The organism is Sphingopyxis sp., from assembly GCF_050725615.1.
Lineage (GTDB): Bacteria > Pseudomonadota > Alphaproteobacteria > Sphingomonadales > Sphingomonadaceae > Sphingopyxis.
In genome coordinates, this window is the sequence record NZ_JBOHHU010000039.1 from 1 (window position 1) to 25,292 (window position 25,292).

Sequence of the window (25,292 nt, forward strand, 5' to 3'; positions counted from 1 at the left end):
CCACCGTGCCGCGCGGCACCGAACGGCTGCGCTTCACCCCCGGCCCGGCGCATGACGAAGCGATGATGCGCGAGCTGACCGAGGCGCTGACCGAAATCTGGGACCGTCTGGAACTGCGCAAGGCCGCGTGACCACCGCGCCGGGTTTTGACGAGGTTGTCCGGGGCCGCCGCTCGATCCGCGGCTTTCTCGACAAGCCTGTTCCAAAGGATTTGATCGCCGAGGTGATCGAGGTCGCGATGCGCGCGCCCTCGTCGTTCAACAACCAGTGCTGGAATTTCTCGGTCGTCACCGGCGCCGCGCTCGACGCGATCCGCCGGGGCAATACCGACGGTATCCTCGCCGGCAAACCCGACAGCCGCGAGTTCCGCCGCTTCGACGGCATCGCCGACGATCATCGCGCCCGCCAGATCGAGATCGCCAAACAGCTGTTCGGGGCGATGGGTATCGCCCGCGACGACAAGGATGCGCGGCAGGACTGGGTGCTGCGCGGTTTCCGTCAGTTCGACGCGCCGGTCAGCGTCGTCGTCACCTATGATCGCGTGCTGCTCGGCAGCGATATCGCGCCCTTCGATTGCGGCGCGGTGACCAATGCGCTGGTCAATGCGGCCTGGTCGCGCGGGCTCGGCTGCGTGATCAACAGCCAGGGCATCATGCAGTCGCCGGTGGTGCGCGAACATGCGCATATTCCGGACGACCAGGTGATTATGATCTGCGTCGCGATGGGCTGGCCCGAAGAGGAATTTCCCGCCAACGCGGTGGTGTCGAACCGCAAGAGCGTCGCGGAGGCGGTGCGTTTTGTGGGGTTCGAGGACTGACGGCAGGTGCCGTTCGACCTCCTCGAAGCGCTGGGATTTGCCGGCGAGATGGCGACGGAAATCCCCGACCTGCGCAAGCGGCGCAATCGCATCGGCTGCTTCATCGGCTTCACACTGCTGCTGATTTTCTTTGCGGCCATCATTTTCTGGTCGTGATAGCGGTGGCGCAATTCTCCTCCCCCGCACAAGAGAAACCATGACCGCAGAGCGCTACAGCCGCACCGCCATCGCCCTCCACTGGCTACTCGCGCTGCTCCTCGCTTTCCAGATTTCGCTCGGCTGGGCGCTCGAGGGTCATAATAGCCCCGAATTGTTCGCGCGCTTCCAGCTCCATAAATCGATCGGCATCGCAATCCTGCTGCTCAGCCTCGCGCGGCTGGCGGTTCGCCTGTTCACGCCGCGCCCGCCCGCATCCGACGGACCTGCGTGGACGCGCGCGCTCGCGGGCACGGTGCATTGGCTCTTCTACCTGGTGCTGATCCTCGGCCCGATCACCGGCTGGCTGCTCGTCTCGACCGCGCGGGTGCAGGTTCCGACCTTGCTCTTCGGCGCCATCCCCTGGCCGCACCTGCCGGTCGGCCAAGGCTGGCACGAGCCCGCCGAGTCGATCCACGGCGCGATGGCGTGGCTCGCGATCGGGCTGTTCCTGCTCCACATCATCGGTGCGCTCCGCCACCAGTGGCTGCTCGGCAAACCCGAACTGCAGCGCATGATCCCCTTCGCCAAGGGCAAGGCGGTGGACGCCGCAATCGGCGCATTGACGCTGGTCTTCGCCGCGATGGCGGTGGCCAAACTGGTCTATGTGGACAAGCCGCGCGCCGCCGCCGAACAGGCCGAGGCGCCTGTCGTGCCTGCCCCCGCGCCAACGCCCGCTGCGGAAAGCACCGAAGCAAAACCGGAAGAAGCCGAGGAAGCCAAGCCCGAAGAAACCTCCGAGCCGCTCGCCAACTGGAGCGTCGCGTCGGGCGGGCGGCTCGGCTTTACCGCACGCTGGAACGGCGACGCGGTCGCCGGGCGCTTCGGGCGCTGGGACGCCGACATCAAGTTCAGCCCCGACGATCTCGCCAAATCGCGGATCAAGGTAAGCGTCGACCTCGCCTCGGCCGACACCGGCGACGGGCAGCGCGACGATTCGCTCAAAGGCAGCGATTTCTTCGACAGCGGCGCGCACCCGAAGGCGGTCTACACCGCGCGCGAAATCCGCCACCTCGGCGGCGACCGCTATGAGGCGCGCGGCACGCTCGACCTGCGCGGAGTCGCGAAACCCGCGACCTTGCGTTTCACTCTCGCCATCGACGGCGACCGCGCGCGCGTGTCGGGAGCCACGCGCATCGACCGCACGGCCTTCGGCGTCGGCCAGAGCGAATGGGCGGCGACCGATGCCATCGCGGCCGGCGTCGACATCGCCTTTTCGTTCAACGCGACGCGCCCGGCGAACTAAGCTCGGCGCGGCGGCCGCATCATCCCCCAGAAATGCGGGCCGCCGCCCGGTACGTCCCATTCGACCTGAGTCTCGAACCCCAGCCGCTCGTACAGCGGCACATTTTCCGGCGTCGCGGTTTCCAGCCAGCAGGGCAGCCCGGCGTCATCGGCAATCGCCGTCTGGGCCCGGATGATCCGGCCGCCAGGCCCTTGCCCTGAGACCCGGAGCGCACGCCGACATAGTGAAGATACCAGAACCGCCCCTTGGGCCGCTGCGCGTCGATGCCGGCCTGTACCTTCAGCCCGCGCGGCAAGGCGAGCCCGAAGGTCGCGACGAGCGGGACCACGGTGCGCAGGAACTCCAGCGTTCCGCTATGCGCCTGCCCCGGCGCGCGCCACAGCGATGCCGCTTCGTCGTTCGCCGACCGCAGGACCACGCCCGCACGGCCATCGGCGGGCACGAGCACGCGGAATAGCCCACGCAGCGCCCGCGCCCGATGCGCGTCATCGGGCAATATCCAGGACAGCGCCGGATCGGTCTGAAACGCCTGTGCCAGCGTTTCGATGACCGCCGCCATGTCGGCCGGCTCGGCCGGCGATATCGTGTCGTTCATGGCCCCTCCGCCAGCGAAGGGAGCAGCTACGCGGCGGATTGGCAAGCCGATTGGCGGCGCGGGGCGTCCGGACCGCTAGATATAACCGCACGCCTTCAACGCATCGACCAGCCCCGTTCCGGTCGCCAGGTCCGGCCCCACCACCGCCTTTTTCCCATGCGCGGTCTTGCCCTTGACGACATCGGTCGCGGTGGTGCGCAGCGCGGTGCGGATCTGCTCGACCGTCAGGTTCGGCCGGATCTGCTTGAGCAAGGCGATCAGCCCGGCGATCTGCGGCGCCGCCGCGGAGGTTCCGGAGAACACGCCCCATCCCTTGCCCGCCGCCACATTGCCGAAATTCTCGCCATCGAGCTGCGCGGTCGGCGGCACCGGTAGCATGATATGCCCCGTCATCGGCGCCGCATCGGCGCGCCCGACGATCCCGCAGATGTCGGGCGCGGCGCGCCCGGGATAGAGCTGGCTTTCAAAGCTGCTGGCATAGCTCGACGCCTCAAGCTCGCCATCCTCGGTGACGGTGACGCCGCCGACCGAAATCACCTTGGGCAGGCAGCCCGGAAAGGCGAAATGGCCATTGCCCGCCGAAAAGACGATGCAGATGCCATTGTCGACCGCCTCGCCGATCAGGCTTTCGAGGTCGACCAGCTCGGCATAGCTGATGTTCTGCGGATTCTGCCGAAAAGCGTCGCGGCTTTGCTGGTCGATACTCCAACCCCAGCTGTTGGTGACGACCTGCGGTTTCAACGCGATCGCGGTTTCCAGCGCGCCGGCGGCGCTGCCGCCGTGTTTCACGCCATAGACGGTGCACTGCGGCGCCATGGCAAAGATATTCGCGGCCTCGCCCGTCCCATGACCATTGTCATCGACGTCGGCCGGCCCCGATCCCGGGGATTCGGTCGGGTAGAGCGTATAGCCGTTGCGCACGAAAAACGGGTGCGGCCAGAAACCCGTGTCGGTCATCGCGACCTTCACGCCCTTGCCCGTATAGCCCTGCTGGTGGCAGCGCGGCGCGTTGAGCGCGAGCGCGACGTCGCCGACACGCAGATGATAATGCGGCACCACCGGCGGCAGCGCGAGCGTCGCGTGATAGTCGATTTCCTGCGGTACATAGGCAAAGTCGAACACATCGGCGAGTGCGTCGGGGACGGTCAGCGCGCTGCCGCGGGCCGGCGCAGCAGCCCCGTCTCCCGGCGGCGGCGCGCCGAACAATTCGGCAAAGCGCTCGACCGGCACTTCGGTCGACACGCGGTTCATTTCGGTGGCGAAGGATGCGATCCCGCCTCCCGCGAGCCGTTCCTGCCCGCGCTCGGCATTGGCCTTGGTCGGCCGGATGATCGTTGGCGCGGAATCGGAGGAAAGCCCCGCCATCGCCTCCATCGGGATCGACTGGCTGCGGCTGCGGGGGACGAAACGAACATAGACCGACATGCTACTCTCCCAAGAAGAAGGGAAAGGGGCGCTACCGTCCGCTCAGAAGAAGCTCGGCTTCTGCGGAACATAGGCCAGCGGCGGCACCGCGCCGTCGCCGATCACCTTTCCCACCGTTCCGATGGAAGGCAGGTTGTTCCGGTTGAGATACAGGTCGGCGTCGAGCGCCTTTGCCACATCGCCCGCCGCACCCTTGAACTCGATCGCGCGGCTGTTCGATGTGACGACCTCCACCCCCGACTGGAGCAGCCAGTGGACCCATCCATCGATGACCTGCGGCTTCGCCTGTTCGAACACCAACCGAACCAATAACCCAAGGTCGTCCGGCAGCGGTCGATCGACGAGGTCGCCGGTCGTTTTTGCGACCCGCGATGTTTTTTTCGTCATGCCTTTTGAATCCAGCAAAATAGCCGTCCTGTCTGTGCCAAATAGCACATCGCGCCGCGCCGGCCAATTTTTCCGTTGGGCGGCGCGGCGGCTCAGCCTAGTCGCGGCAATAGCCTTCGCCCTCCTTGACGATCAGGCATTCCTTCTTGCCCGCGAGATATTTGAGGCCGGTTTCGTCGCCGCTGCCGCGACGCAGGCTCATTTCCTCGCCGCCGCGCTGGAATTTAATGCCATGTTCGCTGTCGGTGCCGTCATAGGTCCCCTTGGTATCGAGGTCCGACTGCATCTCGAGCTTGTATTTGCCGGGTTCGCCGGGGGTGATCGTGACGAACATGCCCTCGACCCCGACCCATTTGCCCGCCCAACTCGCGAAGCGATGCGGGGCGGTGGCGGGATCGGCTTCGACAGTCGCCGCTTCATCAGCGGGCGGCATCGTTTCGTCGACGACTTCGGTGGTTTCGGTCGGTGCCGGGGCCGGCGCATCGGCCTTTTCGCACGCCGATAGCAAGACCAGCGCCGCCGCGCCCGACAGGATCATCGCTTTATGCATCTCGTCTCTCCTTCGTCCGTACAACGCATCGGGGCCGATTAGTATCCGGCCAAAATTTCCGCATATTTCTGGGGATCGACATTGCCCCCGGACAGGGTGACCAACGTCGCCGCGCCCGGCGCCACCTTGCCCGCCAGCACTGCGGCGAGCGCCGCCGCGCCGCCGGGTTCGACGACGAGGTGCAATTTCTCGAACGCCACACGCATCGCATGGCGCACTTCTTCCCGCGTCACGACCACCCCGCGCACGCCGCGCGCCTGCAGCACCGCGAAGTTGATCGGCCAGGTTTCGGGCGTCTGGAGCGCGTCGCATTCGGTCGGATAGGCCATATCCTCGACCGACAATATCTCTCCCGCCGCCAGGCTGCGCGTCACATCGTCCCACCCCTCGGGTTCGACCGCGACGATTTCGGCAGCGGGAAGCGCGAGCGCCAGGCCCGCCGACAGCCCGCCACCGCCGCAGCAGGCGATGACTTTGTCGAAGCCGCCCAACCCGCGCGCGCGGAGCTGTTCTTCGGCCTCGATCCCGGCGGTCCCCTGCCCCTCGATGATCCACGGATCGCCATAGGCATGGACGAGCGTGCCGCCGCGCTCGTCGAGCAGTTTCGCCGCCACCGCATCGCGCGACTCGGTCACCCGGTCGTAGAGCACGACCTCGGCGCCCAGCTTGCGCGTCGCCGCCAGCTTCATCGCCGGCGCGTTGCTCGGCATCACGATCGTCGCATTGATGCCCAGCTTTTTCGCCGCCCAGGCGACACCCTGCGCATGATTGCCGCTCGACACGCCGACCACCCCCGCCGCCGCCTGTTCGGGGGTCAGGTCGGTCAACCGGTGCCAGGCGCCGCGGATCTTGAAGGCGCCGACCGGTTGCAGGCATTCGGCCTTGCACCAGATCGTGACGCCATCGATCTCGAGCGGCAACAGCGGGGTTTGCGGCAGCAATGCAGCGACTTTCGTCGCGGCGCGTTCGACGCCGGCGAGGGAGGGCGCACGTGCCGGATCGAGCAGGGTATCGGGGCTTTGCTGTGTCATGGCTTCGTCCTATAGGGCGCGGCATAGAGAGCAAGCCGCATAGGTTCGCGGACAGGAGATTTTCACGATGAGCAAGGTTTTGGTGATCGGCGCAGGCGGCGTCGGCTCGGTCGCGGTGCACAAGATGGCGATGAACCCCGATATCTTCCCGCACATCACGCTGGCGAGCCGCCGCAAGTTCAAATGCGACGCGATCGCCGAGTCGGTGAAAGAACGCACCGGAGTCACGATCGACACCGCCGAGGTCGACGCCGACCATATCGACGCGACCGCCGCGCTGATCCGCCAGATCGGCGCGACGCATGTCGTGAACCTCGCCCTGCCCTATCAGGACCTCACCATCATGGAGGCGTGCCTGTCGACCGGCGCGCATTATATGGACACCGCCAACTACGAACCGCGCGACGAGGCGAAGTTCGAATATCATTGGCAATGGGCGTATCAGGACCGCTTCAAGGACGCCGGGCTGATGGCACTGCTCGGCTCGGGCTTCGACCCTGGCGTCACCAGCGTCTTCACCACCTGGCTCAAGAAGCATCATTTCGACCGCATCGATACGCTCGACATCCTCGACTGCAACGGCGGCGATCACGGCCAGCATTTCGCGACCAACTTCAACCCCGAGATCAATATCCGCGAAGTCACCGCAGTCGCGCGCCACTGGGAAAATGGCGACTGGGTCGAAACCCCGCCGATGTCGGTAAAACAGACGTTCGACTTCGAGGCGGTGGGCGAAAAGACGATGTACCTCATGTACCATGAGGAGATCGAAAGCCTGAAGACCCACCTGCCCGAAATCCAGCGCATCCGTTTCTGGATGACCTTCGGCGAAGCCTATATCACCCACCTCACGGTGCTGCAGAATGTCGGCATGACGCGCATCGACCCGGTGATCTACGAAGGCCGCGAGATCGTCCCGCTGCAGTTCCTGAAAGCCGTGCTGCCCGAACCGTCGAGCCTCGGCGAGACCACCAAGGGCAAGACCAACATCGGCGTCATCGCCACCGGCATCGGCAAGGACGGCCAGGCCAAGACGCTCTATCTCTACAACATCTGCGACCATGAGGACGCCTTTGCCGAAACCGGCAACCAGGCGGTCAGCTACACCACCGGCGTGCCCGCGATGATCGGCGCGGCGATGATGGTCACCGGCGCGTGGAACGGCACCGGCGTGTTCAACATGGAGCAGTTCGATCCCGATCCCTTCATGGACATGCTGAACGACCACGGCCTGCCCTGGCAGGTGAAGGAACTCGCGGGTCCGCTGGATTTTTAATTCGGTTTCACGCAGAGGCGCAGAGGATGCAGAGACCGCAGAGAGATGGGCCGGATGCGGATTGACGATGTCAGCGCCATCGTCGTCGATGAGGCGATCGCGGTTCATCGACTTTTGGGACCCGGCTTGCTCGAGATCGTCTATGAGACCGTATTGGCAAGCAGACTTGAGCAGCGGGGATTGAAGGTGGCGCGCCAATTGGTCGTGCCGCTAACAATTGAAAACCATCATTTTGAAGCGGCTTTCAGGGTCGATATTCTGGTGGACGACCGCTTGGTGGTGGAGATCAAAGCTGTCGAGCAGTTGGCAAAAACCCATGCAAAGCAGGTGCTGACCTATCTGAGAATCTTACAGCAGCCCGTCGGGCTGCTCCTAAATTTCTCGGGATCGACGATGAAGGAAGGCATCAGGCGCGTCGTCAATAACTACCGCCCGGAAGAATGATTCTCTGCGGCCTCTGCTCCCTCCGCGCCTCTGCGTGAAACTTTGGAAATGCCACATATGAAAACGAGAGTCGGCGCCCCCGGGGCTTTCGCCCGTTTCGACCTCACCCATGTGCTTGTTGCGCGGAAGGCGTTTTCGAAGTGGTCGGTCGGCCTGCTCCTGCTTGCGACCCTCGCCACCCCCGCCGCAGCCCAAACCGAAGACGCCTACGCCCCCGCCCGCGCGATCGTCGCCGATATTGGCAAGATCGTCACGCCCAACGGGGTGCGGGAGACCTTCGAGGCCACGCTCGGCGGCGCGCGGCAGGTGGTGAATGTGCGCGGCGCTGACCGCGACAATCCGATCCTGGTCTTTGTCCATGGCGGCCCCGGCGCGGTCGAAATGCCCTTTGCCTGGGCCTTCCAGCGCCCATGGGAAGATGTCTTCACCGTCGTCCAATATGACCAGCGCGGCGCCGGTCGCAGCTATCCGCTCAACGACCCCGCAGCGCTCGCGCCGACGATGACCCCCGACCGTTACCGCGACGACGCCATCGAACTGATCGAGTTGCTGCAGAAGCGTTACGGCAAGAAAAAGGTCGTGCTGATGGGGCATAGCTGGGGTTCGATCGTCGGCCTGTCGGTCGCGGTGAAGCGCCCCGACCTGCTCTACGCCTATGTCGGGGTGGGTCAGGGCATCGATTTCCGCGAGGGCGAAAAGGCGGGCATGGCGTGGACCCGCGCCAAGGCGCTCGCGGCGGGCGATACGGATGCCGTCGCCGCGATCGACGCGCTCGCGCCCTATCCGGCGGGCGAGTTTACCATCGCCAAGGCCGACGGGTGGCGCAAATATGCGATCCCCTATGGCTCGCTGATCGCGGGTAAGCCCGACCTCCAATATTATTTCCGCACCCCGCGCCTTTCGCCCGAATATGGCCCCGCCGACGTCGCGGCCTGGGGCAAGGGCAGCGAGTTTTCGGTGACCACCCTCTGGCCGCGCCTCGCCGACGTCAGCTTCCGACCGGTGAGAAAGATGGACGTGCCGCTGGTCTTCCTGCTCGGACGCCACGACTACACCGTCCCCTCGCCGGTCGCCGCCGACTGGTTCGCGAAGGTGAAAGCGCCCTCCAAAAAGCTTATCTGGCTCGAACATTCGGCGCATATGCCGATGGTCGAGGAGCCGGGCCATTTCTTCGCAGCGCTGCTGACCGACGTGCTGCCGCTGACGAAGGATCGGAAAAAGACGAAATGACCCCCTATATCCTGCCGATCTTCCTGCTCGTCGTCTCGAACATCTTTATGACCTTTGCCTGGTACGGCCACCTTGGCGACGTGTCGCGCCCGATGTGGCTCGCGATCCTGCTCGCCTGGGGCATCGCCTTCTTCGAATATTGCGTCGCGGTCCCCGCCAACCGCATCGGCCACAGCGTCTATTCGACCGCCGAGTTGAAGACGATGCAGGAGGTGATTACCTTGATCGTCTTCGCGGGCTTCGCGGTCTTCTGGCTCGGCGAGAAATTGACCATCAACCATCTCGTCGGTTTCACGCTGATCGTGGGCGGCGCCTTCTTCATTTTCAAAGCGCCGATCACGGCCTGACAGGAATATTCGACCCATGGAAACCAGAGCCGGCGACCCCGGGGCCTTCGCGCATTTCGACCTCGACCGCGTCCCCTCGCCCGCCTTTGTCGTCGATGCGGCGAAGATTCGCGCGAACCTCGGCGTCCTGCGCCACATCGGCGACGCATCGGGCGCCCGCGTGCTCGCGGCATTGAAGGCCTTTTCGATGTGGTCGCTCGGTTCGACCGTCGCGGGCACGCTTGACGGCGTCTGCGCCTCGGGCCTCTACGAAGCGAAGCTCGGCCGCGAGGAATATGGCGGCCCTGATGGCGACAAGGAGGTCGCGACCTATTGCGCGGGCTATAAGGCCGATGATCTTCCCGAGATCGCGACGCTCTCCGACCATCTGATATTCAACTCGCCCGGCCAGATCGCGCGTTTCCGGCCGCTGCTCGACGAGCTTCGCGCCAAGGGCGAGACATTCGATATCGGGCTGCGCATCAACCCGCAGCACAGCGAGGGCGAGGTGGCCAAATATGACCCCGCCGCGCCGTGCAGCCGCCTCGGCTTCCCGGTGAGCCAGCTTCGCGCCGAACATATGGCGGGCGTCGACGGCATCCATATGCATGTCTTGTGCGAACAAGACTTCCCCCCGCTCGCGCGCACCTGGGCGGCGGTCGAACCGTTGCTCGCGCCCTATGTCGGCCAGCTTAAATGGCTCAATTTCGGCGGCGGCCACCATGTCACCCGCGCCGATTACCAGATCGACGACCTCATCGCCTTCCTGAAGGGGGTGCGCGAGGCCACCGGCTGCGACGTGATGATCGAACCCGGCGAAGCGGTCGCGCTCGACGCGGGCATCCTGATCGGCGAAGTGCTCGACTTGTTCGACAACGGCATGACCATCGGGATCACCGACATCAGCGCGACCTGCCACATGCCCGACGTCATCGAGGCGCCCTACCGCCCGGCGATGCTCGGCGAGGAAGCAGACGGCGCGCCGACGCGCCTCGGCGGCCCCTCATGCCTCGCGGGCGACGTGATCGGCGACTATCGCCTGCCGGGCGGCGCGGCGGTCGGTCGGCGTTTCGCCTTTCTCGACCAGGCGCATTATTCTATGGTAAAGACCAACACTTTCAACGGCGTGCCATTGCCGTCGATCTGGTTGTGGGACAGCGAGAGCGACGAGCTCCAACTGGTCCGCGAGTTTGGTTATGAGGATTTCAAGACGCGCCTGAGTTGAACCAGCACAGCGCGGCGCGCGCAACGGGGTGGAGCGCTATGGATCGCCGACACTTTCTGTACACCGGCGCAGGCGTGATGCTTTCGCCCCTGATAGGGGGGTGCGAAGGAGTAAGCGACGCGATGGTTGGCACCGGAACGCGCTACGAAATGCCGCTCGAATCCGAGCCGCACGAGCGCACGATCATGCAGTGGCCGGTCAATCTGGATGTTTACGACCGGGCCTCGCTTGGGCGCGTCCAAGGCGCCATCGCGCGGATCGCCAACCGCATTGCACGCTATGAACCCGTCGCCATGCTGGTCGCGGGCGACGATGCCGCAGCCGCCCGGGCCAGGCTGTCGGGCGACATCGAGCTTTGGGATATTCCGACCGACGACCTGTGGTGCCGCGATTCGGGTCCGACCTTCGTGCGCGACGCCGCCGGCAAGCTCGCCGTCGCGCATATCCGCTTCAACGGCTGGGGGAACAAGCAGCCGCACGACCACGATGCGCGCATCGCCGAACGCGTGGCCGAGCGGCTGGGCCTGCCGCTGATCGAAACCGGTCTGGTCGGCGAGCAGGGCGGCGTCGAGCATGACGGCGCAGGCACGCTGCTCGCCCACGCAAGCTGCTGGGCGAACCCGAACCGCAACCGCATGGACGAGGACGAGATCGGCGAAAAGCTGCTGCAAGCGCTTGGCGGCAAGAAGATGATCTGGGCCCCGGGCATCGCGGGCAAGGACATCACCGATTATCATATCGACGCGCTCGCGCGCTTCGTGCGGCCGGGGAAGGTGCTGATCCAATTGGGCGACGACATCGACCCCGACGACCCCTGGTCGGTGTCGGGACATGAAACGCTGAATATCCTGCAGAAATCGACCGACGCCCGCGGGCAAAAGCTTCAGATCGCCCGGCTGCCCGATCCGGTCGACATCCGCTCGACCAAAACCGATTTCGTCGCCAGTTACGTCAATTATTATGTCTGCAACGACGCGGTGATCGCGGCCGAGTTCGGCGACCGCGCGGCGGATGGCCATGCGCGCGAACTGCTCCAATCCCTCTATCCCGGACGGACGGTGGACATGATCGAAATCGATGCGATCGGCGAATCGGGCGGCGGCATTCACTGCGCCACGCAGCAGCAGCCGAAAGGGGCCGGAGGTGAAGAAATGGCTCGAACGCCATGCCAAGGCGATGCAATCGGTGGGGGTGATCGTCACCATCCTGGCGGCGGTCGTGGCGCTCGTCGGCGTCAAATTCCAGATCGACGCCAGCGCGCGGCAACAGCGCGAGCAGTCCGCGCGCGACATCTACCGCGAATTTCTGAACCTCTCGATCAGCAAGCCCGAGTTCGCCAATCCCAATTATTGCGCCATCCGCGGGACACCGAACGATGCGGCGTACGAGATATATGTCGAATATCTGCTCTATACCTCCGAGCAGATACTGCAGACGCTGCCCGATTGGCAGGAAACCATGGAACAACGGCTGCTGCCGCACCGGGAGCTGTTGTGCAGCCAGGCGGACTGGACCGGCGACGCCCCCGAGGTGCAGCAGTTGATCGGCGATTTCCGACTGAGGCAGTGTCGCGGTTTCAAACCGTCCTGCGATTGAACGAGGCACAACGCGCGCCGGCCATCACCAAGCCGCGTCGCGCACGCTACAGGATGAAGTCGCCGAGCCCGGGCGGCGTCGTGCCCAATTGCGAAATCTCGATGATGAAATCGGCTGTTCCATCGCCGTCGACGTCGCCGCTGACATGATAGGTCGTTCCCGCGCGGGGCCCTTCGTCCCAGGTCCCCAGATAATCATAGCGTAGTTCGCCCGCGACGCCGCTGAACGCGTTGGTGCCGATGAAGTGGAAGCTGTCGTCGCCGCCGCCGGTAACCGCGTCGATCAGGCTGAGGTCGATGACGTCGCCATCGGGCGTCGAGAAATAGACGCGGTCGATTTGCGTCGTGCTCATGCCGGACGGGATGAAGACATAGCGGTCGGCGCCCTCGCCGCCGTCCATCACGTCGAGCCCAGGGCCGGGGTTCAGCACGTCATTGCCCTCATTCCCCAGCAGCGAATCGTTGCCGCCGCCGCCGTTCAGCGTGTCATTGCCATAGCCCCCCGCGAGCAGGTCGTTGCCTGCCCCGCCGATCAGCGAATTATTCTGCGCATTGCCCTGGATATTATTGTCGAGATTGTTGCCGATGCCGGTCACCGCCAGCCCCGCCCCCGCCCGGAGGTCGAGAAGCTCGAGATTGGCGCCGAGCGTGTAGTTGATCGAAGAGACAACCCGGTCCTCGCCGCCGTTCGTTCCTTCGACGATGACATCGAGCGCGCTGTCGACGACATAGGTATCGTCGCCGGCGCCGCCGGTCATCGTGTCGGCGCCCGCGCCGCCGTCGAGCAGATCATTGCCGTCATTGCCGTTCAGCACGTCATTGTCGGCGAAACCGTAAAGCTCGTCATTGCCGCCGGCGCCCGTCAGATGGTCGTCATAGGGGGTGCCGGTCAATATGTCGTCGCCCGGACCGCCGGCCTTGGTCGCGCCGCCCAGCGGAATGTTGACGAAATTGGCGTTGCCGAAGTCGGACACGCGCAGATGGTCGGAGGCGATCAGGCTCTGCGGCTTGAACTGGATGAGCGTGGCATAGCCCCCTGCGCCGGCGCCATCGAAATCGGCCTGCAGCAGGACGGTCCCTTGCGTCGATTCGACGAGCCGGAAATGCCCGGTCAGGAAAGGGTTCGCGCCGTCCCAGTTGGTGAGCGACGGCAGCAGCGGCGACAGGTCGACGACGTCGAGCCCGGTCAGCGATGACGGCCTGCCCGCCGTACCGAAGCCCGAAACGACCAGCCCCGCCTGCCCCGCCGAACCGGGGGTCGCGTCCATGAAGACGATCTTGTCCTGCTCGGGCCCCGTCCCGAGGCTCAGGTCGACGCGGCCGCCGCCGGTGTCGCGCAGGATGAAGGTGTCGGCGCCGCCGCCGAGCGTCACCGTCGCGATATCGCGGCGCGCGCTGTTGTAATCGACAAGGTCGTTGCCCGCCGCCGTCGGGCCCGGATCGCCAATGATGAGGATGGTCTCCTGCAGCGTCGAGGGCGTCGCCCGGTCGATGAAGAAGCGGTCGTTGCCGATCCCGCCCTCGAACCGGTCATTGCCGCCGCCGCTGCCGGGGAAGCCCGGCGAATCGATATCGTAAATCCAGTCGTCGCCGTCGCCGCCCTGGACCGTGTCGGCGCCGCCGCCCGCATAGATGACGTCATCGCCAAGACCGCCGAGGATCGTGTCGCTGCCGCCGTTGCCAAAGAGCGTGTCGCTCCCGCCCTCGCCGTTGATCACATCATTGCCGCGCCCGCCGGTGACGACGTCATCGCCCTCGCCAGCGGTGATGCGGTCGTTGCCGTCGAAACCGTCGATCGTGTCGGCGTCGGGCGTGCCGGGCAGAATATCGTCACCCGGGCCACCTGGAATAACCGCCATGATTGCTCTCCTCGCCGACTGTCGCGCCGGCTCGATCGCCGTTCCGGCGGAACCGACTCTTATGGATAACAACAGGTTATCGAGCGGTTCCCGGTATTTCCATCATAAAATCACGGTGCCGTCTCGGCGAGCGCGGCATGGATGTCGCTGACCACGACCGATCCCTCGCCGACCGACGACGCGACGCGTTTCACCGATCCCTTGCGCACGTCGCCGATCGCATAGATGCGCGGCCAGCTTGTTTCGTAGCGGCTCGGCATGCGGTCGAGCGCCCAGCCGGCCTTGACCAGTTCGATCGGCGCGATGTCGGCGCCCGTCTTCACGAAACCGCGCTCGTCGCACACCATTTCGCGGGGCAGCCAGTTGGTGTTCGGGTTTGCCCCGAGGAACAGGAACAGGAAACCGCAGTCGCAATGCCCCTCCGCCCCGGTCTCGCGGCAACGATAGGTCAGGCCGTCGAGCCGCTCCTCGCCGCGCAGCCCGACGACGTCGGTGGAGGCGATGATCTCGATGTTCGGATGCTCTTCGAGCCGCTTGACCAGATATTCGGACATGGTCTCGCGCAGGCTCTTGCGGCGGAAGATGACATAGACCTTCTTCGCGACGCTCGCGAGATAGATAGCGCCCTGCCCCGCCGAATTGCCCGATCCGACGACGGTGACCTCGGCATTGCCGCACAGCTGCGCCTCCATCGGGGTCGCGCCGTAATAGATGCCGCGCCCTTCATAGGCCTCGATGCCCTCGATCGGCAGCCGCTGATATTGCGCCCCGCTCGCGACCACGACCGCGCGGCTGCGCAGCTTCCGCCCGTCGACGAGGTGCAGGCAATAGGCATCGCCGTCACGGCCGATCGACGCCGCGCGCACCGGCGACACCAGCCGCGCGCCGAATTTCTGCGCCTGCACCGTCGCGCGGCGCGCCAGTTCGTTGCCCGAAATGCCGGTCGGGAAACCCAGGTAATTCTCGATCTTCGACGAGGTGCCCGCCTGTCCGCCCGGCGCCAGCGAATCGAGCGCGATCACCGTCAGCCCCTCGGACGCGGCATAGACCGCCGCCGCCAGCCCGCCGGGCCCGCTACCAACGACCAGCACATCGGCGGTCGCGCCATCGGGGAGCAGGTCGAGCCCGAGCGCCACCGCCAGGCTCTCGGGAGTCGGCTGCACCAGCGGATCGGTCGCCCCCAGGATCACCAGCGGCAATTGTTCGCCAGTCAGTCCGCGCTCGGCCATCAGATGCGCCGCGACCGGTCCGTCGGCGGGATCGAACCAGCGATGCGCGACGCCATGTTTCATCAACAGGTCGCGCAGCGCATAGACGCTGCGGTCCATCGCCGCGCCGATCACGAGGATCGCGGCGAAACCCCGGCTGTTGCCGAATTCGCGCCGCGCCGCGAACACGCGCACGAACACGTCGGAGAAATAGCTGTTGCCCGCGATCAGCCGCTGGAAATCGGCGTGCGCGATGCGCAGAATCTCGCCGTCCGCGCCCATTTCGATCCGCGACGAATGGCGCTGGCCGGTCAGGACCGACAGGTCGCCGGCGAACTGCCCGCGTTCCATCCAGCCGACCCGCTTGGGCCCCTCGTCGGTCGCCGCAAAGATGTCGGTGTGCCCCGACAGGGTGACGATGCAATCGGGCGCCATCGTGCCCTCGGCGAGCAATATGTCGCCGGCATCATGCGATTCGACGGTGCCGAATGCGATCAATTCTTCCAGCTCGGTATCGGAGAAAGTGTGGTTGACGTCGGCGGGAGGATTCATGCGGGGCGGTCCTTTGGCGGGAGAAGACGCTGACAATAGCCATAAACCGCGTCTTTGTCCCCCGGTTACCGTGCGTCAGGCCCGCTTCGGCGCGACTGTTACCGCCGCGTTACAAAATTGCGCCAAAGGGTCTTTACAGGGGGGACCCCCCTGCATATATCGCCCTCCGCTGCCCCAGGGGGACTTCCAATAACCGCAAGGCAGCCTTGGATGTTTAACGTATTTTTTGGGGGTCCCTTGAGTTGCACCAGCATCATAGCGCCCACGGGCTGATTCAGGCACTTTCGCCGGTCGAACCTGTCACGCTTGTCCGCCCGCACGCTGCGGCGCGCGCCGCGCGTTTCTTCATCGAGCGATTTCCCGGCACGACCATGTATGCGGTCAAGGCGAATCCGTCGCCCGACCTGCTGCGCGTGCTGTGGGATTCGGGTGTCACGCATTATGACGTCGCCTCGATCGCCGAGGTGCGGCTCGTCGCGCGCACCCTGCCCAAGGCGACGCTCTGCTTCATGCATCCGGTGAAGGCCGAGGAAGCGATTTCCGAAGCCTATTGGAAGCATGGCGTGCGCACCTTTTCGCTCGACACGATGGACGAGCTCGAAAAGATCGTGCGTGCGACCGAAGGCGCCGAAGACCTCAATCTGCTCGTGCGCCTGCGCGTTTCGTCCGACCATTCGAAGCTCAGCCTCGCCGCCAAATTCGGCGCCGAGCCCGAGGATGTCGCCGAACTGCTGATGGCGACCCGCCAGGCCAGCGACGCGCTCGGCATCTGCTTCCATGTCGGCAGCCAGGCGATGACCCCGCACGCCTATGCGCAGGCGATGGAGCGCGTCCGCGCCGCGATCGTCGCGGCGTCGGTCACGGTCGACATCATCGATGTCGGCGGCGGCTTCCCCTCGTCCTACCCGGGCATGGAGCCCCCGCCGCTCGGCGCCTATTTCGACACGATCCACCGGACGTTCGAAAGCCTGCCGATCAGCTATTCGGCCGAACTGTGGTGCGAACCCGGCCGCGCGCTCGCCGCCGAATATAGCAGCCTGATCGTCCGCGTCGAAAAGCGCCGCGGCGACGAGCTCTATATCAACGACGGCGCCTATGGTGCGCTGTTCGACGCCGCACACGTCGGCTGGCGTTTCCCGGTGACCTTGCTGCGCGAGCCCGAGAGCGACGCCGAAATGACGGCGTTCAGCTTCTATGGCCCGACCTGCGACGATCTCGACCATATGACGGGGCCCTTCTTCCTGCCGGACGATGTCAAAGCGGGCGATTTCATCGAGATCGGCATGCTCGGCGCCTATGGCTGCGCGATGCGGACGAAGTTCAATGGCTTCGGCGCCGATGAGACCCATGTCGTCAGCGACGAGCCGATGGCCAGCCTCTACACCGGCGAAGCCGAACCCGAGCGGCGCACGGCGACGGTAACCAAGCTGTTCTGAGCCGAAAGGCCAGCGAAAACGAAAAAGGGCCGGCGCTGCGAAGCGACCGGCCCTTTTCTTTCAATCGCCGCGCCGCCATTCGCCGGGCTTCATGTCGCCGAGCGTCCAGTCGCCGATCCGCCAGCGCACCAGCCGCAGGGTCGGGTGCCCGACAGCGGCGGTCATGCGTCGCACCTGCCGGTTGCGCCCTTCGGATATCGTCAGGCTGATCCAGCTGTCGGGGATGCTCTTGCGCACCCGGATCGGCGGGTCGCGCGGCCATAGGCCGGGGTCGGCGATCGCCTCAGCCTCGGCCGGGCGGGTCAGCCCGTCCTTGAGCGTCACGCCCCGCCGCAGCATCGCCAGCGCGTCCTCGCTCACGACGCCCTCAACCTGCGCGAGATAAGTCTTGGGCATCTTGTATTTCGGGTCGGCGATCCGCGCCTGCAGCCGCCCGTCGTCGGTCAGCAGCATCAGCCCCTCGCTGTCGAGGTCGAGCCGCCCCGCCGGATAGACCCCGGGCAGGTCGATGAAGTGCGACAGGGTTTGCCGCGTCGATCCCGCCGTCCCGCGATCGGTAAACTGGCTGAGCACGTCATAGGGCTTGTTGAACAGGATCAGCGTCACGGCATTAAACTCCGCGCCACCGCCTCGGCGACCTTGATGCCGTCGACCGCCGCCGAGAGAATGCCGCCGGCATAGCCCGCCCCCTCGCCCGCAGGAAACAGCCCGGCGGTGTTCAGGCTCTGAAAATCCTCGCCGCGCGTGAAGCGCACCGGCGACGAGGTGCGCGTCTCGACCCCGGTCATCACGACATCGGGGTGGTCATAGCCCGCGATCTGCCGTCCGAAAACCGGGATCGCCTCTCGCATCGCCTCAATGGCAAAATCGGGCAGGCAGGCCGCGAGGTCGGTCGGCGTCACGCCGGGACGATAGGAGGGGATGACGCTGCCCAGCGCCGTCGAGGGACGCCCCTTCAGGAAATCGCCGACGCGCTGCGCGGGCGCCTTGTAGTTCGATCCGCCGGCAACGAAGGCGAGCGATTCCCAATGCCGCTGGAAAGCAATGCCGGCGAGCGGGTCGCCGGGATAGTCGCGCGCCGGGTCGATCGCGACGACGAAGCCCGAGTTGGCGTTGCGCTCGTTGCGCGAATATTGGCTCATGCCGTTGGTCGCGACGCGCCCCTCCTCCGACGTCGCGGCGACCACGGTGCCGCCCGGACACATGCAGAAGCTGTAGACGGTGCGACCGTTCTTGCAGTGGTGCGAGATATGATATTCGGCAGCGCCCAAGATCGGATTGCCCGCATCCGCGCCGAAGCGCGATTTGTCGATCCACGATTGCGGATGCTCGATCCGCACCCCGATCGAAAAGGGCTTGGCCTCGACATACACGCCCGCAGCGTGGAGCATGGCAAAGGTGTCGCGCGCGCTGTGCCCCACCGCCATGATGACGCGATCGGCCTCGATATAATCGCCGCCCGCCAGATGCACGCCCTGCACCCGCCGCGCGCCCGCGCCGTCGGTCGCGATATCGAGCCCGTCGACCTTGTGCTGCCAGCGATATTCGCCGCCCAGCCCCTCGATCGTCTCGCGCAGGCTTTCGACCATCGTCACCAGCCGGAAGGTGCCGATATGCGGATGCGCCTCGGTCAATATCTCGGGCGGCGCGCCTGCCTTCACGAATTCGGTCAGCACCTTGCGGTCGAGGTGGCGCGGGTCCTTGATCCGGCTGTAGAGCTTGCCGTCGGAAAAGGTCCCCGCCCCGCCCTCGCCGAACTGCACGTTCGATTCGGGGTGCAGCACCGAGCGCCGCCACAGGTCCCAGGTGTCCTTGGTCCGCTCGCGTACCACCTTGCCGCGATCGAGGATGATCGGCCGGAAACCCATCTGCGCGAGGATCAGTCCGACGAACAGCCCGCACGGCCCCGCCCCGACCACCACCGGACGCTTGGCCCCCGCAGGCGGCGCGGTGGTGACGAACTTATAGGCGGTGTTCGGCGTCGGCTGGACATTGCGATCCTTGCGAAAGCGCGCCAGCACCGCGCCTTCGTCCTTCACATTGACGTCGATCGAATAGATCAGCTTGATCGCGCTCTTGTCGCGCGCGTCGTTCGCGCGCCGCGCGACGACATATTTCACCAGTTCGCGCGGCCCGATCCGCAGCCGCTTGCAGATCGCGGCGGGCAGGTCCTCCGGCGCATGGTGCAGCGGCAGCGTCAATTCGGTCAGGCGAAGCATCGCCGCCCTGTAGCCCGCATCGGCGGGCGCGCCAATCGCCCTGTCCTAAAAGTCCAGCCCGAGCGCGACAAAGGCATGAAAGCCCGCCGCCCCATCGCCGTCGACGAAGGTCGGCCCGCCCGACGCGAGCAAGCGAAACGGCGCCGGCAACTGCCAGATGCCGCCCAATCCCAGGCTGGTCGAAGCCCGGCCACCGACGCTGTCCGTTCCCTGCCGATCGACCTCGCCGCCCAACAAAAGCTGCGACGAGACTTGCCGCGTGACGGCAACGCCGCCGGTCCAATAGTCACGATTTCCCGGCCCCGGATTGATCGCATAGCCCCCGCCGCCGAACGCCGACCATGGCCCGGCATCTTTCTGGACCCAGACCGGGAGCAGCGCGGTCACCTTGCCATTGCCCATGCCGTTGCTGGCTGTTGGCAGGGTCAGCCCGGGAAAGGCCGCGACCGAAAGCCCGGCAGCGTCATCGTGATAGAAGCGATACTTCGCCGACACCTCAAGGTCGCCCATCCCCCAGCGCTGTCCGGCGTCGTCATGGGCAAAGGCGACCGGAATGCCGACGGTCAGCTGCAAATCGGGTGCCGCGCCATGATTGATCTCGACTCCGGTCGCGCCGCCATAGTCCGGACCGCGCCCCTCGACCTCGACGAGCGGGCCATAGATTTCCCAATGGCCGGTCTCGGTCGGCTCGGGGTCGTCGGTCAGAAAGGGTGGCCCGGCCAGCGCGGTCGACGGGGCGGCCAAAACCAGCAGCCATGCAAGCGCAACCCGCGCGCCGCCATCAAATCGCAAGGGCCGGCTCCCGTCCGGCCGCACGCTGCGGAACGACAAGGATCAGTAGCGTGATCGCGACGCCCAGCACGAGCGACGCCCCGGCGCGGCTCAGTTCGAGCCCGCCGTGCGACACCGGCTTGTCGAGGAAGTCGCCGACCACCGCGCCGAGCGGCCGGGTCAGGATGAAGGCAGCCCAGAACAGCGCGACACGGCTGATGCTTGTCCAATAATAAGCGGCGACCAGCAATGCGAGCAGCCCGCCGAACACCACCGCCGCGCCGAGATAGCCGAGCGACCCGTCGGCGACCCAATCGCCGAGCGCGGTGCCCAGCGTCTGCGAAAAGGTGATCGTCAGCCAATAATAGAGTTCCGCCTTCGGCTCGTGCACGGTCTGCACCGAAATACTGCCAAGCGCGCGGTGCCAGATCGCCAGCGATGCAAGCACCAGTCCCAGCAGCAACAGCGACCCGCCGGGATAGCCGATGCCCATCGAGCGCGTCGCGAAATCGGCCATCGTCGTCCCTGCCGTGGTCGAGGCGATGATCGTCGCCCAATAAAGGAAGGGGTGGAATTGCTTCGCGCGGATCTGCGCCGCGACCAGCAGGATCAGGATGGTCGCGAAGATCGCGGTGCCGACCAGATAACCGAGGTTCATCGACATGCTGACGGTATCGCCGGCGGTTTCGCCAAAGGTCGTCGCCAATATCTTGATGACCCAGAAGCCCAGCGTCACGGCGGGAACCTTGGTCAGGGCGGATTTCATCGCGTCGGTCATGCGGGGGAAAGCTCCAACTTGTCGGCCATTTTCCGACGGCTAGGCCCGCCCGCCGATCGCGCCTATAAGCAGGCGCTCAAATGCCACCACATAAGCGGGAGTCATATGCCGCAGCCCGAACCGCCGCCTCCCGCCCCGTTGCTGACCGATCGGCGCGTCGCGCTCCCGGTCGCCATCCTCGCGCTCCAGGCGGTCGCCGCCACCTATTTCGTCGTCGACGGCATCGACGACCTGTTCACCGAGGTGCGCCAGGGCATCACTGCCGAGATCGTCATGGAGTGCATCGTCGCCTTCGCGCTGTTCGGCGGCGTCGTGATGGGCTGGCGCTATATCCGCCGGATCACCGCCGAACTGCATCGGCAGGACCGGGCGCTCGCCGATGCGCGCGGCGCGCTTGCCGAGCATATCGCGCTGCGCTTCGGCGAATGGGGGCTCACGCCGGGCGAAGGAGAAGTCGCGCTGTTCGCGCTCAAGGGATGCGACGTCGCCGAGATCGCCCGGCTGCGCGGCGCCGCGACCGGGACGGTGCGCTCGCAGCTCAGCCAGATTTACGCCAAGGCCGGGGTCAGCAGCCAGGCGATGCTGGTGTCGCTGTTCATCGAGGATTTGCTCGACGCGCCGCGCCCCGCATAAACTTCGCGCGCGCACCAATCGCCTCTTCCGTTTCACTTCGCAATCATTCTATCCTCCGCCAAAGCGACGGACAGAGGAGAGACGCGGCGTGACCATGTTGGAAGGCATCAGGATCGTCGATCTCACCACGGTCATCTTCGGCCCCTATGCGACCCAGATGCTCGCCGACCTCGGCGCCGAGGTGATCAAGGTCGAGACGCCGGGGCTCGGCGATGTGTCGCGCTACCTCGGCAATGGCGTGCCCGACCCGACGATGGGGTCGATCCATCTCAATGTGAACCGCGGCAAACGCTCGATCGCGCTCGATCTCAAGAAACCCGAGGATGCGGCGGTGCTGCGCGACCTGATCGCGACCGCCGATGTCTTTTTCCACAATGTCCGCGGCAAGGCGATCGCGCGGCTCGGCTTCGACTATGACGGTTGCCGCGCGATCAAGCCCGACATCGTCTATGTCCATGGCACGGGCTTTGGGCAGGACGGGCCCTATGCCGATCTGCAGGCCTATGACGACGTCATCCAGGCCGCGACGGGCACCACCAGCCTGCTGCCGCGCGTCGACGGCGACCCGCGCCCGCGCTACCTGCCCTCGCTGATCGCGGATAAGGTCGCGGGACAATATGGCGCGCAGGCGATCCTCGCGGCGCTCGTCCATAAATTGCGCACCGGCGAGGGCCAGGCGGTCGAGGTCGCAATGTTCGAATGCTTCACCAGCTTTATGATGGTCGAACATCTGCGCGACGCGACGCTCGACCCGCCGATCGGCCCGGCGGGTTATCCGCGCCAGCTCGACCCGACGCGCCAGCCCTTCCCGACCAGCGACGGCTATGTCGCGATCGTGCCCTACACCCCCGAATCGACCGCGCGCCTGCTCGGCCTGTTCGGCAGCGCGGCGTTGCTCGACACCCCCGAGTTCGAGGCGGCGAAGGCGAAGGGGCAGCATATGCCGATCGTCTACACCGAAATCGCGCGCCAGACCCCGGCGAAGACGACCGCGCAATGGCTGGCGCTGTTCGCCGAAAACGACATTCCCGCAATGTCGGTCCGCGACCTGCAGGATATTCGCGACGACCCGCATCTCGCCGCCACCGGCTTCTTCCGCCACCGGGTCCACCCGGACGTCGGCAGCTTTTACGAGATGCAGCCGCCGGTCAAATATGGCGCCGTATCGCCGCGCGATATCGGCTTCGCGCCGAAAGTCGACGGCGACGGCGCGGCGATCCGCGCCGAATTGGCGGCGCGGCGCGGTTGAATTTCCGCAATTGCATCCTGGCGCGCTGCCCCTAGCATCGCCGCCAAACAAAAGGGGGGAGCATATGACGCCGAACATCCTCGCGCCGGGCGCGGTGTTGATCCTGTGGACGCTCGTCATGCTGGTCTGGACCGCGGTGACGCGGTTCCGCGCGCTGGCGAAATCGGGGATCGATCTCAAAGCGGCCCCTCCCGGCGGCCGCGGCGGCGACCTCGAAGGGGTGCTGCCGCCGATCACCAACTGGAAATCGCACAATTACACGCACCTGCTCGAACAGCCGACGCTTTTCTATGCGGTCATCCTGATCCTCCACGCGGTCGGCGGCTACCCCGCCTATGTCGTGTGGATCGCCTGGACCTATGTCGCGTTGCGCATCGTCCACAGTTTCTGGCAGGCGACGGTGAACCGCATTCCCGTGCGCTTCGCCATCTTTGCCGCATCGACGCTGTGCCTGCTGGGACTGGCCTTGCTCGCGGTGATCGCCACTTTGGGTTGAGGGGGAGAGAAGATTATGGAAACCAACGCGATATTGGGCCCGGTCGCCACGCTGGCGCTATGGTCGATGGTGATGTGGGTGTGGATGTATGCGACGCGCATCCCCGCGATGAGCCGCGCCAAGATCGACGCCGCCAAGCTGGTCGGCGGCACCGGCAAGGGCCTCGACGACGTCCTGCCGCCCGAGGTCCAGTGGAAGGCGCATAATTATAACCATCTGATGGAACAGCCGACCGTGTTCTACGCGGTCGCGCTGGCGCTGGCAGTCGGCGGCATGGGCGGCGGATTGAATACGCAGATCGCCTGGGCCTATGTCGGGCTGCGCATCCTGCACAGCCTGATCCAGGCGACCGTCAACCGCGTGATGTGGCGCTTCGGCGTCTTCGCGCTGGCCAGCCTCGCGCTGCTCGCCTTGTGCGTGCACGCGTTCATCGGCTTCGTGCTGCATTGATCTGAGCCGTCGCCCCCGCGAAGGCGGGGGCCGCTGGAGGCCTATTCGAGCACCCGGTACGTAAGCCGACAACGGCCCCCGCCTTCGCGGGGGCGACGGCTATTTCGAAAACCGCCCCGCCAGTTCGACATGCGTCGACCAGCGGAACTGCCCGACCGGCTGCACCCAGTCGAGTATATAGCCGCCCGCGATCAGGATCTTCGCGTCGCGCGCGAAACTTGCGGGATTGCAGCTGACATAGGCGATCGCCGGCACGTCCGACGCCGCCAGTTCCTTCACCTGCTCCTCGGCGCCCGCGCGCGGCGGGTCGAGGATCACCGCGCCAAAGCGGTTCAGCTCGGCGGGGATCAGCGGCCGCCGGAACAGGTCGCGATGCTCGGTCGCGACCAGCGCCCGCGCCCGGTTCGCCGCGCCGGTCATCGCCGCCATCGCGTCGCGCGCGCCCTCGGCCGCATAGATTTTCCGCCCCGCCTGCACCGACAGCGCAAAGGTGCCCACCCCCGCGAACAGGTCGGCGACGGCGGGCGCATCGCCGATCGCCTTCGCCACCGCCTCGATCAGCGCGTCCTGCCCGACCGCCGTCGGCTGGAGGAAAGCGAAGGGCGGCACTTCGACCGCGATGCCGCCAAAACGCACCGTCGGCGGATCGGGCTGCCACAGCGTCTCATACCCGTCGCCCTGGTCGATGACGAACCGCGCCAGCTTGTTGGCGCCCGCGAAATCCTGCAGCGCCATCGCCGCTTCGAGCCCCTCGGCCTTCACGCCTTCGAGGATCAGTTCGACGCCCTGGTCGAGCATCTGCATCTTGACCTTCACCGGCCGCCGCTGCGGCGCGATCAGCACCAGCAACTCGCGCACCGGCGCGACGAGCGCGAAGAGTTCGGGCAAGAGCAGCGGACACATCCGCATGTCGACGATCTGGTTGCTCTGCGCGGCGTTGAAACCGATCGCGACCTGCTTGCCGGTGCGCAGCGCAGTCAGCGCCGCGCGGCGGCGGCTGGCGGGCGGCGACAGCAGCGCGGGCAGCACATCGCTGGCCGAAACCTCCTGCCCCGCCAGCCCGCCGACCACCCGGTCGCGCACAAAGGTCGCCAGCGCCTCCTCGGCGACCTGTTGCAACTGACACCCGCCGCATTTGCCGAAATGGCGGCACGGCGGCTCGACGCGGTTCGGACCCGGGATCAGGATGCCGTCGTCGCGGACGCGATCGCCCGGCACCGCGCCCATCACATGGCGTCCATCGGCGGTCACGCCGTCGCCGCGCGCGGCGATGCGGGTTATCAGGGCTGCTTCGGTCAC

The 25,292-nt window shown here is 65.9% G+C and carries 26 protein-coding genes and 1 pseudogene; 15 read left to right on the forward strand and 12 right to left on the reverse strand.

The features are described 5' to 3' along the window. The 4 genes and pseudogenes from ACREB7_RS10840 to ACREB7_RS10855 form a co-directional block, all read left to right on the forward strand. Window positions 1-131, forward strand: a pseudogene (locus tag ACREB7_RS10840) (5-aminolevulinate synthase); the annotation flags it as partial. Then, window positions 128-817 carry a nitroreductase gene (locus tag ACREB7_RS10845; protein WP_431592287.1) on the forward strand — a complete coding sequence of 230 codons (690 nt, stop codon included), beginning with the start codon at window positions 128-130 and terminating at the stop codon, window positions 815-817. The pseudogene ACREB7_RS10840 and the gene ACREB7_RS10845, both read left to right, overlap by 4 nt. Before the next feature lie 6 nt (window positions 818-823). After that, window positions 824-973, forward strand: a complete 150-nt coding sequence (locus tag ACREB7_RS10850) for a hypothetical protein (protein ID WP_431592288.1) — start codon at window positions 824-826, stop codon at window positions 971-973. A gap of 40 nt (window positions 974-1,013) precedes the next feature. Further along, on the forward strand, window positions 1,014-2,258 hold the full coding sequence (locus ACREB7_RS10855; RefSeq protein WP_431592289.1) for a YceI family protein: 1,245 nt from the start codon (window positions 1,014-1,016) through the stop codon (window positions 2,256-2,258). Window positions 2,259-2,277: 19 nt separating this feature from the next. Here ACREB7_RS10855 and ACREB7_RS10860 read toward each other — a convergent pair whose 3' ends face one another. From ACREB7_RS10860 to ACREB7_RS10880, 5 genes are all read right to left on the reverse strand, one after another. After that, window positions 2,278-2,853, reverse strand: a complete 576-nt coding sequence (locus tag ACREB7_RS10860) for a GNAT family N-acetyltransferase (RefSeq protein ID WP_431592290.1) — start codon at window positions 2,851-2,853, stop codon at window positions 2,278-2,280. Between the two features lie 75 nt (window positions 2,854-2,928). Continuing rightward, window positions 2,929-4,278 (reverse strand): S8 family serine peptidase, encoded by a 1,350-nt coding sequence (locus ACREB7_RS10865; RefSeq protein ID WP_431592291.1) that lies wholly within the window; start codon window positions 4,276-4,278, stop codon window positions 2,929-2,931. Between the two features lie 42 nt (window positions 4,279-4,320). Continuing rightward, a complete protein-coding gene (locus ACREB7_RS10870; RefSeq protein WP_431592292.1) occupies window positions 4,321-4,665 on the reverse strand; it encodes a hypothetical protein in 345 nt (114 codons plus the stop codon). A 97-nt stretch (window positions 4,666-4,762) separates the two neighbouring features. Beyond that, window positions 4,763-5,215, reverse strand: a complete 453-nt coding sequence (locus tag ACREB7_RS10875; protein WP_431592293.1) for a hypothetical protein — start codon at window positions 5,213-5,215, stop codon at window positions 4,763-4,765. A gap of 38 nt (window positions 5,216-5,253) precedes the next feature. Then, window positions 5,254-6,246, reverse strand: coding sequence for a threonine ammonia-lyase (locus tag ACREB7_RS10880; RefSeq protein WP_431592294.1), 993 nt, complete (start codon window positions 6,244-6,246; stop codon window positions 5,254-5,256). 67 nt (window positions 6,247-6,313) lie between these two features. On the opposite strand from ACREB7_RS10880, the gene ACREB7_RS10885 reads away from it, so the two are divergent. The 6 genes from ACREB7_RS10885 to ACREB7_RS10910 all read left to right on the forward strand — a co-directional run bounded on the left by ACREB7_RS10885 (window position 6,314) and on the right by ACREB7_RS10910 (window position 12,492). Further along, on the forward strand, window positions 6,314-7,522 hold the full coding sequence (locus ACREB7_RS10885; RefSeq protein WP_431592295.1) for a saccharopine dehydrogenase family protein: 1,209 nt from the start codon (window positions 6,314-6,316) through the stop codon (window positions 7,520-7,522). Window positions 7,523-7,576: 54 nt separating this feature from the next. Beyond that, on the forward strand, window positions 7,577-7,966 hold the full coding sequence (locus tag ACREB7_RS10890) for a GxxExxY protein (protein WP_431592296.1): 390 nt from the start codon (window positions 7,577-7,579) through the stop codon (window positions 7,964-7,966). A gap of 57 nt (window positions 7,967-8,023) precedes the next feature. Then, complete coding sequence (locus ACREB7_RS10895) at window positions 8,024-9,196, forward strand: alpha/beta fold hydrolase (RefSeq protein WP_431592297.1); 1,173 nt, start codon at window positions 8,024-8,026, stop codon at window positions 9,194-9,196. Then, window positions 9,193-9,543 (forward strand): DMT family protein, encoded by a 351-nt coding sequence (locus tag ACREB7_RS10900; RefSeq protein WP_431592298.1) that lies wholly within the window; start codon window positions 9,193-9,195, stop codon window positions 9,541-9,543. Before ACREB7_RS10895 ends, ACREB7_RS10900 begins: the two co-directional genes overlap by 4 nt. A gap of 16 nt (window positions 9,544-9,559) precedes the next feature. Next, window positions 9,560-10,747, forward strand: coding sequence for a carboxynorspermidine decarboxylase (locus ACREB7_RS10905; protein WP_431592299.1), 1,188 nt, complete (start codon window positions 9,560-9,562; stop codon window positions 10,745-10,747). Between the two features lie 122 nt (window positions 10,748-10,869). Then, window positions 10,870-12,492 (forward strand): agmatine deiminase family protein, encoded by a 1,623-nt coding sequence (locus tag ACREB7_RS10910; protein WP_431592300.1) that lies wholly within the window; start codon window positions 10,870-10,872, stop codon window positions 12,490-12,492. Here ACREB7_RS10910 and ACREB7_RS10915 read toward each other — a convergent pair. Together ACREB7_RS10915 and ACREB7_RS10920 are read right to left on the reverse strand one after the other, a co-directional pair. Continuing rightward, entirely contained in the window at window positions 12,390-14,201 is a 1,812-nt protein-coding gene (locus ACREB7_RS10915) for a calcium-binding protein (protein WP_431592301.1), read from the reverse strand. The genes ACREB7_RS10910 and ACREB7_RS10915 overlap by 103 nt on opposite strands. Window positions 14,202-14,311: 110 nt before the next feature. Beyond that, window positions 14,312-15,961, reverse strand: a complete 1,650-nt coding sequence (locus ACREB7_RS10920) for an FAD-dependent oxidoreductase (protein WP_431592302.1) — start codon at window positions 15,959-15,961, stop codon at window positions 14,312-14,314. A 242-nt stretch (window positions 15,962-16,203) separates the two neighbouring features. On the opposite strand from ACREB7_RS10920, the gene ACREB7_RS10925 reads away from it, so the two are divergent. Next, on the forward strand, window positions 16,204-17,397 hold the full coding sequence (locus ACREB7_RS10925) for a type III PLP-dependent enzyme (protein ID WP_431592303.1): 1,194 nt from the start codon (window positions 16,204-16,206) through the stop codon (window positions 17,395-17,397). A gap of 60 nt (window positions 17,398-17,457) precedes the next feature. Here ACREB7_RS10925 and ACREB7_RS10930 read toward each other — a convergent pair whose 3' ends face one another. The 4 genes from ACREB7_RS10930 to ACREB7_RS10945 are packed head-to-tail and all read right to left on the reverse strand — an operon-like array spanning window position 17,458 to window position 21,165. Then, on the reverse strand, window positions 17,458-18,003 hold the full coding sequence (locus ACREB7_RS10930) for a pseudouridine synthase (RefSeq protein WP_431592304.1): 546 nt from the start codon (window positions 18,001-18,003) through the stop codon (window positions 17,458-17,460). Beyond that, window positions 18,000-19,616 carry an NAD(P)/FAD-dependent oxidoreductase gene (locus ACREB7_RS10935; RefSeq protein WP_431592305.1) on the reverse strand — a complete coding sequence of 539 codons (1,617 nt, stop codon included), beginning with the start codon at window positions 19,614-19,616 and terminating at the stop codon, window positions 18,000-18,002. The genes ACREB7_RS10930 and ACREB7_RS10935 overlap by 4 nt, the downstream gene beginning before the upstream one ends. 45 nt (window positions 19,617-19,661) lie before the next feature. Further along, a complete protein-coding gene (locus ACREB7_RS10940; protein ID WP_431592306.1) occupies window positions 19,662-20,408 on the reverse strand; it encodes a transporter in 747 nt (248 codons plus the stop codon). Then, window positions 20,398-21,165, reverse strand: coding sequence for a COG4705 family protein (locus tag ACREB7_RS10945; RefSeq protein ID WP_431592307.1), 768 nt, complete (start codon window positions 21,163-21,165; stop codon window positions 20,398-20,400). The genes ACREB7_RS10940 and ACREB7_RS10945 overlap by 11 nt, the downstream gene beginning before the upstream one ends. A 105-nt stretch (window positions 21,166-21,270) precedes the next feature. On the opposite strand from ACREB7_RS10945, the gene ACREB7_RS10950 reads away from it, so the two are divergent. The 4 genes from ACREB7_RS10950 (at window position 21,271) to ACREB7_RS10965 (ending at window position 23,993) form a co-directional block, all read left to right on the forward strand. Next, window positions 21,271-21,798 carry a helix-turn-helix transcriptional regulator gene (locus tag ACREB7_RS10950; protein ID WP_431592308.1) on the forward strand — a complete coding sequence of 176 codons (528 nt, stop codon included), beginning with the start codon at window positions 21,271-21,273 and terminating at the stop codon, window positions 21,796-21,798. 94 nt (window positions 21,799-21,892) lie between these two features. After that, window positions 21,893-23,047: a CaiB/BaiF CoA transferase family protein gene (locus ACREB7_RS10955; RefSeq protein ID WP_431592320.1), complete on the forward strand. Its 1,155-nt coding sequence runs from the start codon at window positions 21,893-21,895 to the stop codon at window positions 23,045-23,047. Window positions 23,048-23,111: 64 nt separating this feature from the next. Next, the gene (locus ACREB7_RS10960; protein WP_431592309.1) at window positions 23,112-23,543 is read left to right on the forward strand and encodes an MAPEG family protein; all 432 of its coding nucleotides are present in this window, start codon (window positions 23,112-23,114) and stop codon (window positions 23,541-23,543) included. A 15-nt stretch (window positions 23,544-23,558) separates the two neighbouring features. Next, window positions 23,559-23,993, forward strand: a complete 435-nt coding sequence (locus tag ACREB7_RS10965; RefSeq protein WP_431592310.1) for an MAPEG family protein — start codon at window positions 23,559-23,561, stop codon at window positions 23,991-23,993. Between the two features lie 99 nt (window positions 23,994-24,092). Here ACREB7_RS10965 and ACREB7_RS10970 read toward each other — a convergent pair whose 3' ends face one another. Further along, window positions 24,093-25,292 (reverse strand): class I SAM-dependent RNA methyltransferase, encoded by a 1,200-nt coding sequence (locus tag ACREB7_RS10970; protein WP_431592311.1) that lies wholly within the window; start codon window positions 25,290-25,292, stop codon window positions 24,093-24,095.

Coding starts and splice junctions, on each gene's coding strand:
- ACREB7_RS10885 (WP_431592295.1), top strand. CDS start 6,314: ATGAGCAAGGTTTTGGTGATCGGCGCAGGCGGCGTCGGCTCGGTCGCG.
- ACREB7_RS10860 (WP_431592290.1), bottom strand. CDS start 2,853: ATGAACGACACGATATCGCCGGCCGAGCCGGCCGACATGGCGGCGGTC.
- ACREB7_RS10950 (WP_431592308.1), top strand. CDS start 21,271: ATGCCGCAGCCCGAACCGCCGCCTCCCGCCCCGTTGCTGACCGATCGG.
- ACREB7_RS10935 (WP_431592305.1), bottom strand. CDS start 19,616: ATGCTTCGCCTGACCGAATTGACGCTGCCGCTGCACCATGCGCCGGAG.
- ACREB7_RS10915 (WP_431592301.1), bottom strand. CDS start 14,201: ATGGCGGTTATTCCAGGTGGCCCGGGTGACGATATTCTGCCCGGCACG.
- ACREB7_RS10965 (WP_431592310.1), top strand. CDS start 23,559: ATGGAAACCAACGCGATATTGGGCCCGGTCGCCACGCTGGCGCTATGG.
- ACREB7_RS10900 (WP_431592298.1), top strand. CDS start 9,193: ATGACCCCCTATATCCTGCCGATCTTCCTGCTCGTCGTCTCGAACATC.
- ACREB7_RS10890 (WP_431592296.1), top strand. CDS start 7,577: ATGCGGATTGACGATGTCAGCGCCATCGTCGTCGATGAGGCGATCGCG.
- ACREB7_RS10855 (WP_431592289.1), top strand. CDS start 1,014: ATGACCGCAGAGCGCTACAGCCGCACCGCCATCGCCCTCCACTGGCTA.
- ACREB7_RS10875 (WP_431592293.1), bottom strand. CDS start 5,215: ATGCATAAAGCGATGATCCTGTCGGGCGCGGCGGCGCTGGTCTTGCTA.
- ACREB7_RS10870 (WP_431592292.1), bottom strand. CDS start 4,665: ATGACGAAAAAAACATCGCGGGTCGCAAAAACGACCGGCGACCTCGTC.
- ACREB7_RS10895 (WP_431592297.1), top strand. CDS start 8,024: ATGAAAACGAGAGTCGGCGCCCCCGGGGCTTTCGCCCGTTTCGACCTC.
- ACREB7_RS10960 (WP_431592309.1), top strand. CDS start 23,112: ATGACGCCGAACATCCTCGCGCCGGGCGCGGTGTTGATCCTGTGGACG.
- ACREB7_RS10945 (WP_431592307.1), bottom strand. CDS start 21,165: ATGACCGACGCGATGAAATCCGCCCTGACCAAGGTTCCCGCCGTGACG.
- ACREB7_RS10955 (WP_431592320.1), top strand. CDS start 21,893: ATGTTGGAAGGCATCAGGATCGTCGATCTCACCACGGTCATCTTCGGC.
- ACREB7_RS10865 (WP_431592291.1), bottom strand. CDS start 4,278: ATGTCGGTCTATGTTCGTTTCGTCCCCCGCAGCCGCAGCCAGTCGATC.
- ACREB7_RS10920 (WP_431592302.1), bottom strand. CDS start 15,961: ATGAATCCTCCCGCCGACGTCAACCACACTTTCTCCGATACCGAGCTG.
- ACREB7_RS10910 (WP_431592300.1), top strand. CDS start 10,870: ATGGTTGGCACCGGAACGCGCTACGAAATGCCGCTCGAATCCGAGCCG.
- ACREB7_RS10905 (WP_431592299.1), top strand. CDS start 9,560: ATGGAAACCAGAGCCGGCGACCCCGGGGCCTTCGCGCATTTCGACCTC.
- ACREB7_RS10880 (WP_431592294.1), bottom strand. CDS start 6,246: ATGACACAGCAAAGCCCCGATACCCTGCTCGATCCGGCACGTGCGCCC.